We start from the raw sequence: 18,196 nt of genomic DNA, 5'->3' as shown, positions 1-18,196 counted from the left end.
AACGGGTATCGTTTGAGAAACAAAAAAATTGATGATACAGTGAGTTTGTGAAATCGGTTTATCTGATGGGGTTATCAATTTTGACGAAACTATTCCTTACAGATAAAAAAATTAATAAGGAGGATTTCTATGGACTCAATTCACCTTCAGCATTTGCTAAGTAAAATGACAAGAGAAGAAAAAATTGGCCAAATGGTTCAATTAGCAGGCGAATTTTATAAAGAAGAAGATAGTGAAAATACTGGTCCCATGCATGAAATGAATTTATCTCCAGAGAAGATGACTACAATTGGTTCAGTACTGGGCATATCTGGTGCCCAAACATTAATAGACATCCAAAAGGAACATTTAGCAAAAAATCGTCTAGGAATACCGCTATTGTTTATGGCGGATGTCATACATGGATACCGTACGATTTTTCCAATACCTTTAGGCATGTCCAGTACATGGGATCCTGATTTAGTTGAAGAAAGTGCTCTTCTATCTGCAAAGGAAGCAGCTGTTTCAGGATTACATGTTACCTTTGCGCCCATGGTCGACTTAGTACGTGATGCACGCTGGGGAAGAGTCCTTGAATCTACTGGAGAAGATCCTTATCTGAATCAACTATACGCACGTGCTTTTGTCAGAGGCTACCAAGGGAAAGATTTAATGAATAATAAACTGAGTGTAGCAGCTTGTATCAAACACTTTGCTGGATATGGTGCACCCGTAGCTGGCAGGGAATATAATACTGTTGAATTGTCCGAACGTACTTTAAGAGAAATGTACATGCCCGCTTATCAAGCAGGAATCGATGAAGGCAGTAAATTAGTTATGACGGCATTTAATTCACTTGACGGTGTCCCGGCTACTGCCAATAAATCTTTGATGCGTAATATTCTGCGAAAAGAATTTGGATTTCAAGGTGTTCTGATATCAGATTGGGCTTCAGTTGGAGAAATGATTCCGCATGGGGTTGCAGCTGATTTAAAGCAAGCTGCTGAGTTAGCGATAGAAGCAGGCGTGGATATCGAGATGATGACAGGCGGATACTTAAACTATTTACATGATTTGATTGATGAAGGGGAAATCTCTGAAGCTCTTCTTGATGAAGCGGTATGGCGCATTTTAACTTTGAAAAATGAGTTAGGTTTATTTGAAGATCCTTACCGCGGAGCAAGTAGTGCAAAAGAAAAAACAATGGTATTTAGTTTAGAGCATCGAGCAAAAGCAAGAAAAATAGCCGAAGAATCAATGGTATTATTGAAAAATGAGAAACAAGTATTGCCTTTAAATATCAAGCAAAAAATCGCATTATTTGTTCCAGAAAGACAATCCAGAGATGTTCTAGGTGCATGGTCTTGGAAAGGGCAGCAAAATGAAAGTGTGTCTGTCTATGAAGGTTTGTTGCAACATGTTTCAAAAGAATCGATAGTGCTGAAAACTTATTCTCCTTTGAAAAATGAAAATCAAAATGACTGGCTAACAGGTGTTGAAAATGTAGATGTGGTAGTAATTGTTGGTGGAGAATCTTCCTATATGAGTGGAGAAGGAGCAAGCCGAAGTAACCTTAAATTACCAGTAGAACAAATTCAATTAATCAAGAAACTTCGTACTTTATCTATGCCCATTAGTTTGATTCTATTCAATGGCAGACCTTTAGATTTGACGGATATTATTCAGGATGTGGATAGTATGATTGAAGCTTGGTTTCCAGGTACAGAAGCTGGATCTGCAGTCGCGAATCTTCTATTTGGACTAAAAAATCCAAGTGGCAAATTAACGATGTCTTTTCCAAGAGCAGTTGGGCAAGTTCCTCTTTATTACAATCAAGATAGTACTGGGCGCCCGTTGACACCATATAATCAAGATGATAAGTACCTTTCAAGATATTTGGATGTAGAGAACAGTCCACTTTTTCCTTTTGGTTTTGGATTAAGTTATACGCAATTTAAGTATAGTCCAATGCAGGTTACTGTAGCTGAGTCTAAGGAAGAGGTCAGTATAGAAGTTACTATTACAAATAAAGGGGACCTGTCAGGTGCTGAAATCGTTCAGTTATATGTTAGAGATAAAGTAGGCGAAGTCGTTCGTCCAGTTAAAGAATTAAAAAGATTTAAAAAAGTGTTTTTAGAACCAGGTCAATCAAGTGGAGTTTTATTTCAGTTGCAAAAACAAGATCTTGAATATGTTCATCAAGATTTATCTGTGTCTGTTGAAACTGGGGAGTTTGATGTAATGGTAGGCTCTAATAGCGAAGAACTGGAAATTGAGACAATTTATTTAGATTTTAAAAAGAAATGAATAAAAATGCATTAAATAGTCAAGTAACAACCATTTTTGTTCTCTTTAAGGTGTTTTTTATGGTATCATAAGGTGCAAACTTCTTATTGTTCAATTGATAAGAAGCAGACTATAAAATAGAGAAAGTAGGAATTGAAATGGGAATGTTTGATTTTTTGAAAAAAGATAATAAAAAGGAAAATAACGCAGCAGCAAAATTATTTGCGCCTGCAAATGGGACAGTTGTAGCTATTGAAGAAGTAGCGGATCCAGTTTTTTCACAAAAAATGATGGGTGACGGATTTGCTGTTATTCCAACAGATGGAAAAATTTATTCTCCAGTAACTGGGAAAATTGTCAGTGTATTTCCAACTAAGCATGCAATTGGAATTGAACTTCCAAATGGAGTAGAAGTACTCTTACACATGGGTCTAGATACTGTTGAATTAAATGGTGGACCGTTTACTAATTCAGTAGTTGAAGGAGACCAAGTAACACCGGAAACATTAGTTTCTACAGTTGACTTAGTTGCTCTTGAAGCTGCAGGTAAAGATAGTGCAATGGTAGTTGTCTTTACAAACATGGATAAAGTAGCTGATTTCACTTTAAGTGGAAAAGGACAAGCATCTGCTTCAGCAGAAATTGGAACACTTACAGCTAAAGCATAAAATAATTGTAAAAAGTTATTTTTAAATCAAACTTGATATGATACACCCCGAAAGCTAGAGTGAATTCTAGTTTCCGGGGTGTATTTGTATAGCTAAAGAAACTAATGCCAATATATGTATTCGATAGTTTGTTCGAAATAACTAGATAAGTCTAATTTACTGATAAAAATTGCTGTAAAGTAGAGCAAAAAGGACTATGATTATCTATAGTAGACTAATAAAAAATCAATACTACATACTACAGAACAAAAATAAAATGTAATAAAAAAATTAAAATATTGGCGAACAAGCTTATAGAACAGGGAGGAAGTATGAAATGTTAACAATCAATCATTTCAGTAAAACCTATAAAGGTGAAAAAAAAGCAGTAGATGATATCAGCCTTAAAGTAGAGGAAGGGGATATTTTTGGTTTCATTGGTCATAATGGAGCAGGTAAAAGTACAACAATCAAATCGATAGTGGGCATTCTTGATTATGAAGAAGGAGAAATTTTCATTGATGGTCACTCAATGAAAACAGAACCACTTTTATGCAAGCAAATTATTGCCTATATACCAGACAACCCTGATTTGTATGAGCATATGACTGGAATTCAGTATTTGAGTTTCATAGCAGATGTCTTTAGAGTTCCTACAACTATTCGAGAAGAGAAAATAAAGAAATATGGAGATTTATTTGAAATTACTGGAAATCTTGGAGACCTAATTTCTTCCTATTCACATGGTATGAAACAAAAACTTGCTATCATTTCTGCTGTGATTCATGAACCAAAGCTACTCGTATTAGATGAGCCTTTTGTTGGTCTGGATCCTAGAGCTGCTGTTATATTAAAAGAAATCATGCACGAATTGTGTGCACATGGAAGTTCCGTCTTCTTTTCAACACATGTACTTGATACTGCAGAAAAATTGTGCAATAAAGTTGCGATGATCAATCATGGGAAACTTGTTTTTTCAGGAACTATGGAAGACATGTTGAAGGAGAAAGTTGGGAGTTCCTTAGAGGAAATCTTTATAGATATTTTGAATCAAGAATAATCAAAAAAGAGGAGAGTACTTTAAGGTATGAATACTAAAGACGTGAAAATAAAACGGAATAGTTTAAGTTGGCTCCTTGCTAAAAATAGATTGATAGAGCAACTTGGCCTAAATGTTTTTCGTTATGAAAAGGATAGACGTAAAAGAAACAGTAAAATTGCAGTGACAATAGCTATTGGTATGGTTTTACTTATGATTATTACTTATTGTGGTGGGATGGCATACGGCTACGTTTATTTAGGATTGACAGAACTGATTCCTAGTATTGCTATCTTCATCAGCAGCCTGTTCATTGTAATTTTTTCATTATTTAAATCAAATGGAGAATTTTTTGGTTTTAGTGATTACGATCTGGTTATGTCTCTGCCAATAACGGTAAGGACAATTATTAGCAGCCGATTTTTGAATATGTATATTTGGAATACCTTTATTGCTTTTCTGGTTATGTTTCCAATGGGATTGATTTATATGTTGTTTGAACAGCCTAATTTTATGACTTATCTTATCTGGTTTATCAGCATCTTTTTAGTTAGTTTAATTCCTACTACTATTGCCGCTATTTTTGGAGCTGTGGTTACAGCAATCGCTTCTAAATTTAGATACACAAGCGCGGTAGTTACAATTCTTTCTATAGGATTAGTAGTAGTTTTCATGAGTTTCATGATGACTGCTTCAACAGCAGATTTCGGTTTTGGAGAACTCTTTGATTTTCAAACAGGGACCATAAATGCTGATGCATTTTCAACCTTAGCCCCTTTTATTTCTGATAGACTGAACCAGCTATACCTACCCACAAAACTCTTCAAGGAAGCAGTTGTTGATGGAAAACTCCTTTCTTTTCTGATCTTTGTAGTTGTTTCTATTGGTTTGTATTTCCTCTTTTTACAGCTGTTGTCTTTAAAATACAAACAAATCAATACAGCACTGACTTCACATAGTAGCAAGGGTAATTATAAAATAGGGGTGTTGCGTCAGAGTGGAGTGCTTTTGGCATTGTATAAAAAAACACTGATGCGTATTTTAAAGTCAACAGTAGCTGCCACAAATTTATTGATTGGTTGTGTCCTAGCTATTCTATTGGCCATTAGTACATTAACCATTGGGCCAGAGAAAATATTACAGAGCCTTGAGTTAGCTGAATACTTTCCAATCTTAAAAAATGTTGCTGGTTACGTTATTGCGGCTATGGTTTCTATGACTAATACGGCCACTATCTCACTTGCATTAGAAGGGAGAAACGTCTGGTTGATTAAATCATTACCAATTTCTCCAAAGACCCTGTATGACAGTTATTTATTAACCAATCTGACGTTTACTATTCCAACATCGATTGTCTGTTCACTATTGTTTAGTATCTCATTAAAAACGAGCTTCATTGAAACAATTTTGATAATTGTTACACCACTTAGCTTTTTACTATTTACAGCAGTAGGAGGTATTTTTATTGGAAATAGGATGGCCTATTATGACTGGCAAGATGAAACACAACTCGTCAAGCAGAGTATGATGAGCCTAATAGGAATGTTAGGTGGTATAATTATCATTGTATTTTTTGGAATAATAGCTAATATAGGCATTCTTCCATTAGAAATTAAAACCATTACATTTAGTATAAATCTATTTATTTTAATTTTTACAGTCTTATTGTATTTACATGAATGCAATCGTCCAATAAAACAATAAAAATTCGAAAAAAAAGAGCCGCTCAAGAATTTTTTTCTTCTTGAGCGACTCTTTTTAGTTTACGTTGGACGTACAATAGTGAATTCTTTATCTAGTGTAGCGTATTGGTTACCGGCAAGACGAGCAACGGGGTTTAATTTATCCGTTAAAATATATTCTTTTTCTTGATCAAAGACCGTTTCATCAAAAAAGAAATCTGTTACCCGGATGAAAAAGAAATCCGTTACAATGTCGTCGTTCTCATCCTTAATTGGTACGTATTGATGTAAGACACCTTCAAAACGAATTTTAGCTTCTACGATAGAAGGAACTTGTACGCTTAGACTATCAATCAAAGTTAAGTTCGTTTGGTCCAACTCACTTTCGTCTGGTGAAAGTGGGGCAGATGTTTGATTCATATCTTCAATAACAGTTTGATCAACAATGTGTACAACCGCTTCTTTTCGATCAAGAATATTACGAGCGGTATCTTTAATAACGCCATCTTTTCTTAAGATAGCAACTGTTAATAAAGGTAATTCATTGGATGCTGCACTGAAGAAGCTGAAAGGAGCAGCATTTACCACTGAACCATCTTTTGACAAAGTGGTAACCCAAGCGATTGGGCGTGGAATCACGCTTCCGCTAACAAATTTGTACTGCTGTTTTTTGTTTAATTGTTCTGCTGTATAGTGAAACATAATTAGTCACTTCCTAAGGGTTAATTTTTTTAAATAAGGTATAGCTTAATTTGGCAGTTTAATTTTAATCTAAATACTCTTTTTGAAATACTTTTGTACTGCGAACGGTATCTATCGGCCGAACTAATTTTTCTATCTCAGCACGTTGATTCCTGAATTTTGGCGGTAAGGCTAAGGTTTCACCCAATATTTCATAACTTTCTTCATCGTCGATAAAACCAGGACCATCTGTTGCAAATTCAAACAAAATACCTGGAGATACACGGGCATAAAGAGATTCAAAATAAAAACGATCGACATAACCAGAAGTTGGCAAACCAAATTGATTCATTCGTTGAATCCATTCTTCTAAAACAGCACGATCTTCTACACGAAATGCAACGTGATGCACATTTCCATAACCTTGTCGTGCATCAGGAAGCAGAGCGCTATACTCAACAATTACTTGCGCGCCATTTCCGCCTTCGCCAACTTCAAATTGGTGATAATTGCCTTCTTTAGCTATTTCTTTAAACAGTAATACTTTTTCCAATATTTCTTTCATAAAGTCAAAATTTTTCACACGTAAAAAGATAGGACCTAAACCAGTAATAGCAAATTTATCTGGAACTGGGCCTTTATGCCATGGAATACCAGAGGCTATGCCTACATTGTTTTCATCTGAGATCAATTGATAGTGTTGATCATCAAAATCATGAAAAGCCAACACTTTGACTCCAAATTGTTCTGAGATTTCTTTATGAGCTACATTATATTTATCAAATCGTTTGACCCAATAGTCTAAAGCAGCATCACTTGGCACGCGTAAAGAAGTCTTTGAGATATCATTGGTTCCTTTTGATCCTTTAGGAATACCAAGGAAATCAAAAAATGTCATATCTGTACCTGCGCTGCCTTTATCATCTGAAAAGAAAAGGTGATACGTTTGAATGTCATCTTGGTTCACTGTTTTTTTTACTAAGCGGACACCCAAAACGTTCGTAAAGAAGTCATAAATTTTTTCCGCACTACTTGTAATAGCTGTTACGTGGTGAATCCCTTTTAATCCATTCATATTAAAAATCCTCCAACTGAGCTTCGATTGCAGCTCGTTTATTTTCTAAGAAAGCAGGTAGTGCTAGTGTTGTTCCTAATGTATCAATTGGTTCATCAAGTATAAAGCCAGGAGTTTCAGTGGCTAATTCAATTCTTAGACCGTTTGGTTCTTTTACATATAAGCTTTTAAAATAACCTCGTTCAACATATTGATCAATGGGTAGTTCCATTCGTACAGCTTTTTGATACATCTCTTCTAGCTCTTTAGATGAATGAACGGTATAAGCAATATGATCAATAGATCCTCTTCCCATTCGAGATAAATCTGTCTTGCCGCTAGGAATAACAGATGTGAAAACATCTTGCTGATTAATTTGAACGCGTTTTCTTGGAATTGATAAAGATAGACCTAAATAATCGGTTAAAAAAGAAAGAGTGTCTTCAGGACGCTCAACTTTAAGAAAACTCTCAAAAATTCCTATAATCTGATTTGCGGGTGGGACATCTGAATGCTTAGTCGCATTTTCAGATAGGATCACGTCATCAACTTCTATTAGGGAGAGTTCAAGGTGATCAGGATCTTTAAAGAATAGAATCGGTTCGTTCTGATCTACTAATGTGGTTGCAATTGAATAACGCGCTAAACGAGATTCCCAATAAGATAACGTGCCTTTAGGAATTTTTAAGGCAACTGTGGAGAAATAATTATTTTCAGGATAAGCACTGCCAGCATTCTTTAATTCAAAAAAAGTCAGTAGAGTACCAGGGTTTCCTTGATAATCTCCATAAAACAAATGGCGTAAAGCTATATTTTCTTGATGGACTGTATTTTTCACAAAACGTAATCCAAGAACAGAGGTATAGAAAAAATGGTTCTCCCTAGCTGATTTAGTGAAAGCTGAGATATGATGGATGCCTTTGATCACGGAATAAAATCTCCTTTCGTCTAACAATGGATCATTGAAATGAATCTATATCGTAACTATAACATATCGCAAAATGGCTTACAATAAATAAGTTTAATTAGAGATAAATTGTACTGAGATAAAAATGAAAAAACTAATCTGAACCTGTTTAGAGGTTCAGATTAGTTTTTATTTAGTGTTATTCAAATGTGACACAAACACATTCTGGAGCATAAACATCTTTTTGAAGCAGAGACAACAGACCAGTTTCTGCATCTCTTTCAAATAAAGTTAGCTTATCAGAATTTTGATGGCCAACGACTACGAATTGCTCAGAAGGGTCTAGTGCGAAATCACGAGGAGTATCTCCTTCAGATGAAATCAACTGGATACGCTCAATAGCATCTCCCGTTTCATTAATTGCATATACCGCAATTGAATTATGGCCACGATTAGAAGAGTACAAGAAACGACCATCTTCAGTAACGCGCACAGCTGATCCACTATTGAAAGTAGTATGTGTGTCTGGAATAGAAGAAACGGTTTGTAGGGTTTCAAATGAACCATCAGCAGCATTGTAAGCTAATACAACAATTTCGCTCGTTAATTCTCCGACAAGGTAAGCAAATTTACCATTTGGATGAAAAACTAAGTGACGAGGACCCGTACCAGGCTTAGCCGTATACGTAGATGCTAAATCTAATTTTCCATCTTCAGAAACTTTGTAAGTGTAAACTTTGTCTGTCCCTAAATCACAAGCTACAACATAGTTGCGATCCGGCGTAAGATTCAAGTAATGCGCATGAGCTTTTTCTTGGTTCTCATGAATGCTTGACCCTTCATGTTGTTTAACATCTGTTAAAGTTAAACCGCCTTTATTATCTGTTTTGTAAACAGAAACAAAGCCATCATGATAGCTGGTTGTATAAACTAATGAGCGATCGGCATCGTAAGCGACGTAACATGGTGGAGCAGCATTTTCTTCAATTAACTCACATGTTTTTTCGAAAAAAGTTGCCGTATTTTCATAAGTTGTTGCTGGTTTTTTCTTGAATGCAGCAAGTCCGCCACCAGTAGCCGTTTTACTAACAGAATAAATGATATCTTTTCCGTTTGATAAAGCTAAATAAGTAGGATTGCCTACTTTTGCTAAAAGTTTTGCTTCTTCTAATTGTTTTGTCTGAGTATTTAAGATGATTTCATAAATGCCTTCACTGTTTCCTTTAGTATAGGTTCCTAAATAAATGGTTTCTTTCATTGATAAAGCCTCCTTGGTTTTATGTAACAGGTTTCAATTTCAAGTATAGCACTTGCTGATTAAAGAATTAAAGCAAAAAGACACTTTTTTTATAAAAAGTGTCTTTTTGCAATGATTGGAATCATTCTATTAATGTAGAAGATCTGTAATCGCTTCATAGATTCGTTGATTCGATTGAGTATCATGATAGTAAAGCAGTGCATCTGCTTTTTGTTGGTTTTTACGGGAAACTTGAAATTGATTTATACCGATCTGTTCCAGCAAATGAATCAAACTTTCTTCAGAAGTTGTAATTTCACCAGGCAACTCATTTAAATAAGTATGGGTAGAATTAAACGGTACTTCAGAAGCCAGGGTTTTAATATCTGGTTGATAAAATAAAACCGGTTTTAAAAGGAAACTAAAATCAAAAGCAATAGGATCTGCATCAGTGATCAAAAGACTGCTTTCTTTAATCAATTGCTGAATGTCTTCTTGACTTTGAAGCAATACAGTACCATTACAGTCAGTGAAAGCTGCTATATAATGAAGCATTGAAGTAGGAAGAGCCGCTACAACCTCAAGCTGATACTGGTGAACAAAGTCTAAAAATGTTGGGTTTTTCAGCAGAGAAACAAACGATAAAACCATGTGTTCAATGACGTCAGATTGATAGTATAAACCAGAATCATGATTCATTGGAAAAATGAGTAGCTTTTGTTTTTTTTCTGAAAGAGTCTCGTCCATTAAGAGTTCGTCAAAACGTGGTAAACCAGTAATAGAAACTTTATCTTCAGGAAAGTTTAAGGTTTCGATTGCAAGGCGTTTTTCCGTTTTTGAACTGACAAAAAACAAATCTGCTTTGAATCGCTTAGCATTGTATTCTAAACTAGCTTTTATATCTTGCAATCCAAGGACATTTTTCTGCAAAACAACGTTCTTAGCACCCAACTCATCTAGCCACAAAGGATTGCGTGTTGGTAAGATAGCGAAAGGTTCTTCAGTTGTGATGAGTAATTGTGCCATTAATAAAGTCCAAATGTATTTTTTTGATTTAAAGATCAACAGGTGATCTTCTCCTAAAGCCGCTGCTTTAGCATAATCAGGCGAGGTTCTATCAATGACATAGTAAACCTCTTTTTCTGGATGGTGCTGTCTCATGTAACGGTAAAAAGCCCAACCATTATTTTTAGCTTCCATAGGAGTTTCACCGATAATCCAAATACCTCGACTGCTATAAAAAGGGCGTAAAACAGACGCAAATGGAAGGATTTCTTTCATATATTCGACAGTTTCGTTTTCAAAATTTGTCACAGAAAGAATAAAGTTATTTGATTGTCCAGTAAAATTAGGAGCCAAAAGCTTAGTTTTTTTTCCGTAAGAATAAGAAAAACAAGCATAATTTTTCTTGGCATTTGCATCGCTGGGATTAGAGACACGAATAATGGTCGGATCAAAAAAACCATTTAAATACAATTCAAAGTATAAATCAAAATCTTCGTCGTTTGTATTGCTGATAAAAAATTCGCGTGCACATTCTTCTAAATCTAAATTAATTTGATAATCATAATAATGGAGGTGCGTCCCATCTGTTGAATCCGTAAGTTGATGATCTGAATGAATAACTTGACGATGGCCGAATTTTCTTCCTACCATCACAGTATCGACTCGATTAATGGGAATTGCTTTTGTTATGATTGTACCCGTTAGACCAAGCGTGTCTTTTTTCAATTGGACAGTATCAATTTTTGAATCTTGAATATAGCGCACACTGCGTACTGGAATATTGATGCTAAAACAAAAGCCTTGCGTCTTACGACTAAAATAAGGGTAAAGATGATGATCGCTATCTTGTACTTCCGTCAATCCATAGGACTCGTAATGAATAAAACGATTAAGAGATAAAGGTTCATCTTTTTCGATTTCATGACCGTCTATTAAATAACGAACAGTAAAATAAAATTCAAAATGTTCCTTTGGATCCTCGGGAACATATTTTTTAATAAAAGAGCGTATATCAACTGAGAAAGTATAGGTTCCATTAATACTATCTGCTGTAAAAGAATATTTTTCCCCGGTTTCTCTATGTAAGATGAAAAATTCTTTGAATTCCGTTGAAATATCTTTCGCTAGAGTGATAGAGGTAATTAAGTCATCATCTTGTTTTTTAATACTAAATGATGGATGACGAAGCTCTTTGATTATTTTTTCAGTTTGTTCTAATTTTAAGTGTTGCTCATTAGTAGTAGAATTCATAAAATCCACCTCCATTATTGGGTAGTCTAGTTTAATTTATCATACCAGTCTCGCCAACAGGTAGCAATCACTATAAGTGTTTTTTAAAGGAATGAGTTATTTTTTGTTTAATAGGTAGGTTACCATTTAGTAACCTTTAGAAGAGAGAATATGGTAAAATAAATAAGAATAGAAGAATATGAAAATGAGAAAGGAATGGATAATATGTTAATTGGAACAATCACTGCAATCGGAGAAAATGCTATTAGCAAAAAAGATCCAATGATAATTTTATTTGGAGAGCAAGCTACAGAGGAAATTCGCACGGTAGCCATTATTCAATCTTTTGAAAAAGATAAAGAAACGATAAAATTACAAGCAGGAGACACTATTTCATTTGATGAAAAGGTGTATACCATTGAAACAGTCGGAAGTTTAGCAAATGAAAATTTGAATACCATTGGACACATTACCCTTTCGTTTTCAGAAGTTCCAGGAGATGATCGAATCGAAAGCGGCATTTATTTATCACCACATGAATTACCAGAAGTATCTGTGGGTACTAAAATAACTTACAACAAGTAGGTTCATAAGTGTATAGGAGAAAATGAGAGAGGTGAAGATGTGGTGGAAGAAAAAATAAAACATACAACTAGTGAGAAAACTACGTGGTTTCGGAAATGGATTTTAAATAATAAAGTCGTTTCAATTTTGTTGATTACACTTTTGGTTTTTTTAAATCTATTAGTATTTCCAAAAATTGAATATGTATTTTCACCCATTAGAGATTTTTTAAGCATCATTGGATTACCGGTGATCTTAGCAGGAGTGTTATATTACTTAGTTAATCCTTTAGTGGATTGGATGGAGCGGAAAAAAATTCCTCGTTTGTTAGGTATAACTTGGATATTTATTGTTATAGGAGCTTTAATTGTTTGGGGAATTACAACGTTGATTCCAATCATTCAGGAACAGACTATTAGTATCATTGGAAATTGGCCAACTTATTGGGATAATATTGTCTCACAAATAGATAGTTGGTTAAGAAGTGATGTACTATCTGAATTTCAAACAAGATTATCTGATTTCAATACAAATCTAATGTCCAATGTTTCTGACCAAGCAGATGGATTCGTAGGTTCAACTTTCGCTAGTATAGGAAGCGTGGTAGGTGCATTGACAAATGTTATTATTGCAATTATCACCATGCCTTTTATTTTGTTTTACTTACTGAAAGATGGAAAAAACCTTCCTTATCATGTGATGAAAATTGTTCCTTCAAAAATGAGAGTTAGTATGTATCAGTTGTTATCCGAAATCAATATGCAAATTAGTCAATATATACGAGGCCAATTAATGGTAGCTTTTTTTGTTGGTTTAATGTTTTGGTTAGGATTTGCTATTATTGGATTAGAATATGCTGTAACTTTAGGGGTACTGGCTGGATTCTTAAACTTAGTCCCTTATCTAGGCTCCTTTTTAGCGACTGTCCCAGCTATTGTGATTGCTCTAGTAGACTCACCAAGTATGTTGATTAAAGTATTGATCGTATTTGCTATTGAACAAACGATAGAAGGAAGAGTGATCCAACCGCAAATATTAGGGAATAACTTAGAAGTTCATCCCCTTACAATCATCATCGTCTTGCTGTCCGCTGGGAAAATTTTTGGTGTTCCTGGTGTAATTTTAGGTATTCCTGGATATGCCGTTTTAAAAGTTATCGTTGTTCATTTCTTTAGATGGTATAAAGACTACACTGGTTTATACGAGGATGATGAGAATCCGGCCCCGCCACCAGTTGTAGCGGTAAATAAAAAAGCTAAAAAAGACTAGTATTAATAAAATATAAGTATACAAAACAGACTGGGAAAAAGCTACTACAGCTAATTTTCCAGTCTGTTTTTTTGAAGTTAAATCAACTAGCTAAAATGTTTTACCTAGTGCAGTTGCCTTTTCAATGCCTTCAGCTACAATATCTGCTGCTTTGTCAGGCGCATAGTCCATACCTTCAACAAATAATTCTTGGAAATCACTAACACCAATATAATTTAAAATAGTTTTTAAATATTGATTGGCGGGATCTTTTCCATCGTAAACTCCGCCATTTGCTTGAATATGTAAGACTTTTTTATCACCAGCAAGCCCAACTGCTTCGCCTTTTTCATTGTATCTAAATGTTTTTCCAGCAACTGTGATAGTATCGACCCATGCTTTTAAACGAGCGGGAACATTTAGGTTCCATAGAGGGTTTGCGATAACAATTTTATCAGCATGTAAAAATCCGTTTGTGTATCCATTAAATAAAGTGATTTTCTGCTGTTTAGTTTCAGATAATTCATCAAAAGCAGTACCAGTACCCAATTCTGACCAAGCTTGTAATAAATTACGGTCGATATCTGGAACAGCTAAATCATATAAATTAATGTCTTCAATTGTATCTTCAGGGTGACCATCAGTATATGATTTTACGAAGGCATCAGTCACTTGCATCGAACGAGAAAGCTCGCTATCTAATGGGTGTGCACGAACAACTAATAAATGTGTCATAAATAGAATCCTTCTTTCAATTTTATTGTGAGAGCCTTTTCTCACTGGTCTCTTTAGTAGTTTACTAAAGTTGACTTCAAACAACAAGAGTCAATGTCTATAAGGAAAGGATAGTTAGTTGAAAAAGAATAAATTGTTACCTATAATAGGAATCATAATTTTGATTTGTTTTTAATGATATAAAATAAAGAATACGACTTGAACTTGCTGGACTCATTAGACGACAAAGTAAGCATAGAAAGTATTAAACCAAAGCGTAGCTCAAGGAGGAAAAGATGTTTAATTTATTAAAAAAGTTGAATTATTGGGCTGTTTTTTGGGCTGTTGTCTTTATGGTCATTCAAGTTGTTGGAGACTTGTATCTTCCGACCTTAACAGCGGATATTATTGATAATGGAGTAGCGACCGGGAATGTAAATTATATTATCTCAGTAGGCGTTAAAATGTTAGGGTTTTCATTTGTTAGTATACTTGCTGCAATTGCCAATGTTTATTTGGCTGCGCAACAATCCCAACAATTAGGAAGAAATTTACGCAATGAAATTTACCAAAAAGTTTCTTATTTTTCTAACGATGAAATAGATAAAATAGGAACGTCTTCTCTCATTACTAGAACGACAAATGATGTAGAACAAATTCAATTGGTGACAATGATCATGCTGAGGATGATGATTATGGCTCCCATCATGCTTGTCGGAGCAGGGATATTGGCTTATAGCCGTGAACCGAAATTGGCTCAAGTCTTTATCTATGTTATTCCTGTATTAGCAATTTTTATAGGATTGATCCTATATTTTGCAGTGCCTTATTTCAGATCATTGCAAAAGAAAACAGATCGTTTAAATCTAGTATTTCGTGAAGGCCTCACAGGGATTCGAGTTATTCGTGCGTTCAATCGAAATGATTCTGAAATGAAACGTTTTGACGAAGCCAATAAAGATTTTGCTGAGACATCTATTAAGGCACAAACCATTATAAGTTTTATGATGCCTGTTATGATTTTAATTGTTAGTGCAACGAATATAGCCATCATTTGGTTTGGTGGGGAGTACGTCAGTGTTGGAGATATGGAAGTTGGGAATTTAGTGACTTTTCTGACTTATGCCATGCAAATTTTGATAAGCGTTATGATGTTATCAATGGTTTTTGTATTCATTCCACGGGGACAAGTTTCGGCAGCGCGCATCAATGACGTTTTAGCTATGGAAAGTACCATTAAAGATCCTGAACATCCAGTTGCTATTCAAAAGAAAGATGTCGGTTCGCTATCCTTCGAAGACGTGAATTATCGTTATTTTGGAGCAGAAAAACTAGCTTTAGAAGAAATTAGTTTTGAAGGTAGAAAAGGTGAGGTAATTGCAATTGTCGGGGGAACAGGTTCTGGTAAAACAACTATTGCAAACTTACTCACACGTTTTTATGATGTTGAGTCCGGAAGCATTGCTATCAATGGAGTTGATATCCGCAAAATGAAGCAGTCTGAATTGCGCAGTTTTACAGGATATGCTCCGCAAAAAGCTTTACTGTTCACTGGAACGATTCGTGAAAATTTACAATACGGAAAACCAGACGCAACGGATGAAGAAATGTGGCATGCATTAGAAATCGCACAAGCAGCTGATTTTATTTCTGAATTGACAAATGGTTTAGATTCATTAGTAGAACAAGGTGGTGGGAATTTTTCAGGCGGACAAAGGCAACGGTTAAACATTGCTAGAGCAATCATTTCTAAGGCTGATATCATGATCTTTGACGATTCTTTTTCAGCACTAGATTTTAAAACAGAAGTAACTTTGAGAAAAGCTTTGATTCCAGAAACTAGAAGTTCAGTAGTTTTGATTATTGCCCAAAGAATCAGTTCGGTTATTCAAGCGGATACCATTATTGTTTTAGAAGAAGGAAAGATGGTTGGTAAAGGAACACATGAAGAATTAAAGAACACCAATGAGACCTACCAAGAAATTATGAGATCTCAGATGAAAGAGGAGGAGATGTAATGAGTAGAAATAGTCCCGCTCAAACTAAACCTCTTCGTGAAAATAAACCGAAAAATTTTTGGAAGACGATAAAAAGACTGCTTGGCTATATGTCCAAACGGTTGATTGCGCTAATAGGTGTATTCATTTTAGCGATTATAGCGATTGTATTGCAGTCTCAAACACCAAAAATTTTAGGTGAAGCAACAACTGAAATATTTAAAGGTGTGATGGAAGGGATGCAGTCACAAGAAGCTGGACAAATAGTTGAGGTTTTGCCGATCGATTTTAATTCAATTGCTAGCATCTTGGTAACTGTGGCAATACTTTATCTTTTTTCTGCACTTTTTACTTACTTTCAACAATTTACAATGACTCGTGTAGCTCAAAGAACCGTTTACGACTTACGAAAAGATTTAAAGGATAAAATGAACCGAGTTCCGATGAATTATTATGATACCCATTCAAATGGCGACATTATGTCTCGTGCAGTAAACGATATGGACCAAATTGCCAATACATTACAGCAAACTTTGACTCAGTTTGTCAACAGTATAGTAACTTTTTTTGCAGTGGTGTACATGATGTTTACTATTAGTGGAACCTTAACGCTAGTCACCTTGATTACTGTTCCAATAAGCGTTGTGACCATCAGCCTAATCGCCCCAAGGTCACAAAAATTATTTGCAGTGCAACAAAGAAGTTTGGGGATTTTGAATAATCAAGTTGAAGAGACGTATGCAGGGCATGTTGTAGTGAAAACTTACAATCAAGAAGAAACAGAAATGGTAAAATTTGAAGAAAAAAATGATCAACTCTACCATGCTTCGCGAAAAGCGCAGTTTTTATCTGGATTGATCATGCCACTAATGGCCTTTATTCGTAATTTAGGTTATCTGGCTGTTGCTGTAGTTGGTGGAATATTTGTTGCAAATGGAACAGTAACATTAGGAAATGTACAAGCGATGTTACAATATTCGAATCAATTAAACCAACCTATTCGTGAAATGGCAAATCTTATCAATATGATTCAAGCAACCGTGGCTTCAGCAGAGCGTGTTTTTGAGGTGCTAGATGAAGAAGAGATGACCAATGAGCCTTCTTCTATTCCACCTGTAGAGAACTCCCCTTACAAGGTTCAATTTGAGCATGTTCAATTTGGTTATGGCGGAAAAGATGAACCATTATTGATGAGAGATTTTAATTTAAACGTTGAAGCTGGGCAAATGGTTGCTATTGTAGGACCAACTGGTGCCGGAAAATCGACTTTGATAAACCTGTTAGAACGTTTTTATGATGTGAGCGGCGGAAGCATTAAGCTTGATGGTGTGGATATTAGAGATCTCTCCAGAGAAGAAGTACGGTCACGTTTTGCTATGGTTCTACAAGACACTTGGTTGTTTAATGGTTCTATTATCGACAACATTCGGTATGGGAGTGCACTATACGGTCAAGATGACAAGCGTGTTTATGATTCAGCGAAAGCAGCTCACGTAGATGATTTTGTGCGAAAACTTCCTAATGGATACGAGACCATACTGAATGAAGAAGCCAGTAATATCTCGTCAGGTCAAAGGCAATTAATTACCATTGCGCGTGCTTTTTTAGTGGATCCAGAAATTTTGATCTTAGATGAAGCCACCTCGAGTGTAGATACAAGAACAGAAGTGTTGATTCAAAAAGCAATGAGAAAATTACTGAAAAATAGAACCAGTTTTGTGGTAGCTCACCGACTTTCTACTATTCGAGATGCTGATAATATTATTGTAATGAACCATGGAGATGTTATCGAAACAGGTACTCATGACGAGTTGATGGCCAAAAACGGATTTTATGCTGATTTATACAACAGCCAATTTGTTCAACAAGTAATTAGTTAATAGACTCTTTTGGTAAGTTCATTATAAATGAGTTGAAACCGTAGTT

14 protein-coding genes are annotated in these 18,196 nt (G+C 35.2%); 8 read left to right on the top strand and 6 right to left on the bottom strand.

The window, feature by feature from the left end; all coding sequences use genetic code 11:
* Positions 1 to 129 precede the first annotated feature (129 nt).
* The 4 genes from CAR_RS08600 to CAR_RS08585 all read left to right on the top strand — a co-directional run bounded on the left by CAR_RS08600 (position 130) and on the right by CAR_RS08585 (position 5,655).
* Positions 130 to 2,286, top strand: a complete 2,157-nt coding sequence (locus CAR_RS08600) for a glycoside hydrolase family 3 N-terminal domain-containing protein (RefSeq protein ID WP_041556488.1) — start codon at positions 130 to 132, stop codon at positions 2,284 to 2,286.
* Between the two features lie 143 nt (positions 2,287 to 2,429).
* Positions 2,430 to 2,933, top strand: coding sequence for a PTS sugar transporter subunit IIA (locus tag CAR_RS08595; RefSeq protein WP_041556926.1), 504 nt, complete (start codon positions 2,430 to 2,432; stop codon positions 2,931 to 2,933).
* A gap of 316 nt (positions 2,934 to 3,249) precedes the next feature.
* Positions 3,250 to 3,972: an ABC transporter ATP-binding protein gene (locus CAR_RS08590; RefSeq protein ID WP_013711326.1), complete on the top strand. Its 723-nt coding sequence runs from the start codon at positions 3,250 to 3,252 to the stop codon at positions 3,970 to 3,972.
* A 27-nt stretch (positions 3,973 to 3,999) separates the two neighbouring features.
* Positions 4,000 to 5,655: a hypothetical protein gene (locus tag CAR_RS08585; protein WP_013711325.1), complete on the top strand. Its 1,656-nt coding sequence runs from the start codon at positions 4,000 to 4,002 to the stop codon at positions 5,653 to 5,655.
* Positions 5,656 to 5,714: 59 nt separating this feature from the next.
* Here CAR_RS08585 and CAR_RS08580 read toward each other — a convergent pair whose 3' ends face one another.
* From CAR_RS08580 to CAR_RS08560, 5 genes are all read right to left on the bottom strand, one after another.
* The gene (locus tag CAR_RS08580; protein ID WP_013711324.1) at positions 5,715 to 6,335 is read right to left on the bottom strand and encodes a flavin reductase family protein; all 621 of its coding nucleotides are present in this window, start codon (positions 6,333 to 6,335) and stop codon (positions 5,715 to 5,717) included.
* A 64-nt stretch (positions 6,336 to 6,399) separates the two neighbouring features.
* Positions 6,400 to 7,389: a ring-cleaving dioxygenase gene (locus CAR_RS08575; RefSeq protein ID WP_013711323.1), complete on the bottom strand. Its 990-nt coding sequence runs from the start codon at positions 7,387 to 7,389 to the stop codon at positions 6,400 to 6,402.
* 1 nt (position 7,390) lies between these two features.
* On the bottom strand, positions 7,391 to 8,296 hold the full coding sequence (locus CAR_RS08570) for a VOC family protein (protein WP_013711322.1): 906 nt from the start codon (positions 8,294 to 8,296) through the stop codon (positions 7,391 to 7,393).
* Between the two features lie 178 nt (positions 8,297 to 8,474).
* The gene (locus tag CAR_RS08565; protein WP_013711321.1) at positions 8,475 to 9,533 is read right to left on the bottom strand and encodes a lactonase family protein; all 1,059 of its coding nucleotides are present in this window, start codon (positions 9,531 to 9,533) and stop codon (positions 8,475 to 8,477) included.
* Between the two features lie 129 nt (positions 9,534 to 9,662).
* Entirely contained in the window at positions 9,663 to 11,768 is a 2,106-nt protein-coding gene (locus tag CAR_RS08560; protein WP_041556486.1) for a CDP-glycerol--glycerophosphate glycerophosphotransferase, read from the bottom strand.
* A gap of 195 nt (positions 11,769 to 11,963) precedes the next feature.
* Here CAR_RS08560 and CAR_RS08555 point away from each other — a divergent pair, with 195 nt between their 5' ends.
* Together CAR_RS08555 and CAR_RS08550 are read left to right on the top strand one after the other, a co-directional pair.
* Positions 11,964 to 12,332, top strand: a complete 369-nt coding sequence (locus CAR_RS08555) for a PTS glucitol/sorbitol transporter subunit IIA (RefSeq protein ID WP_238526684.1) — start codon at positions 11,964 to 11,966, stop codon at positions 12,330 to 12,332.
* A 42-nt stretch (positions 12,333 to 12,374) separates the two neighbouring features.
* The gene (locus CAR_RS08550) at positions 12,375 to 13,580 is read left to right on the top strand and encodes an AI-2E family transporter (RefSeq protein ID WP_013711318.1); all 1,206 of its coding nucleotides are present in this window, start codon (positions 12,375 to 12,377) and stop codon (positions 13,578 to 13,580) included.
* Positions 13,581 to 13,670: 90 nt separating this feature from the next.
* Here CAR_RS08550 and CAR_RS08545 read toward each other — a convergent pair whose 3' ends face one another.
* Positions 13,671 to 14,294: an NAD(P)H-dependent oxidoreductase gene (locus tag CAR_RS08545; RefSeq protein WP_013711317.1), complete on the bottom strand. Its 624-nt coding sequence runs from the start codon at positions 14,292 to 14,294 to the stop codon at positions 13,671 to 13,673.
* A 275-nt stretch (positions 14,295 to 14,569) separates the two neighbouring features.
* On the opposite strand from CAR_RS08545, the gene CAR_RS08540 reads away from it, so the two are divergent.
* Together CAR_RS08540 and CAR_RS08535 are read left to right on the top strand one after the other, a co-directional pair.
* On the top strand, positions 14,570 to 16,291 hold the full coding sequence (locus CAR_RS08540; protein ID WP_013711316.1) for an ABC transporter ATP-binding protein: 1,722 nt from the start codon (positions 14,570 to 14,572) through the stop codon (positions 16,289 to 16,291).
* Positions 16,291 to 18,150, top strand: a complete 1,860-nt coding sequence (locus CAR_RS08535; RefSeq protein ID WP_013711315.1) for an ABC transporter ATP-binding protein — start codon at positions 16,291 to 16,293, stop codon at positions 18,148 to 18,150. The genes CAR_RS08540 and CAR_RS08535 overlap by 1 nt, the downstream gene beginning before the upstream one ends.
* Positions 18,151 to 18,196 lie beyond the last annotated feature (46 nt).

It is taken from the genome of Carnobacterium sp. 17-4 (genome assembly GCF_000195575.1).
In the GTDB taxonomy this organism is placed as follows: Bacteria; Bacillota; Bacilli; order Lactobacillales; family Carnobacteriaceae; genus Carnobacterium_B.
Note: the sequence above shows the minus strand (reverse complement) of the source record. Positions and strands in the feature narration are given on the sequence as shown.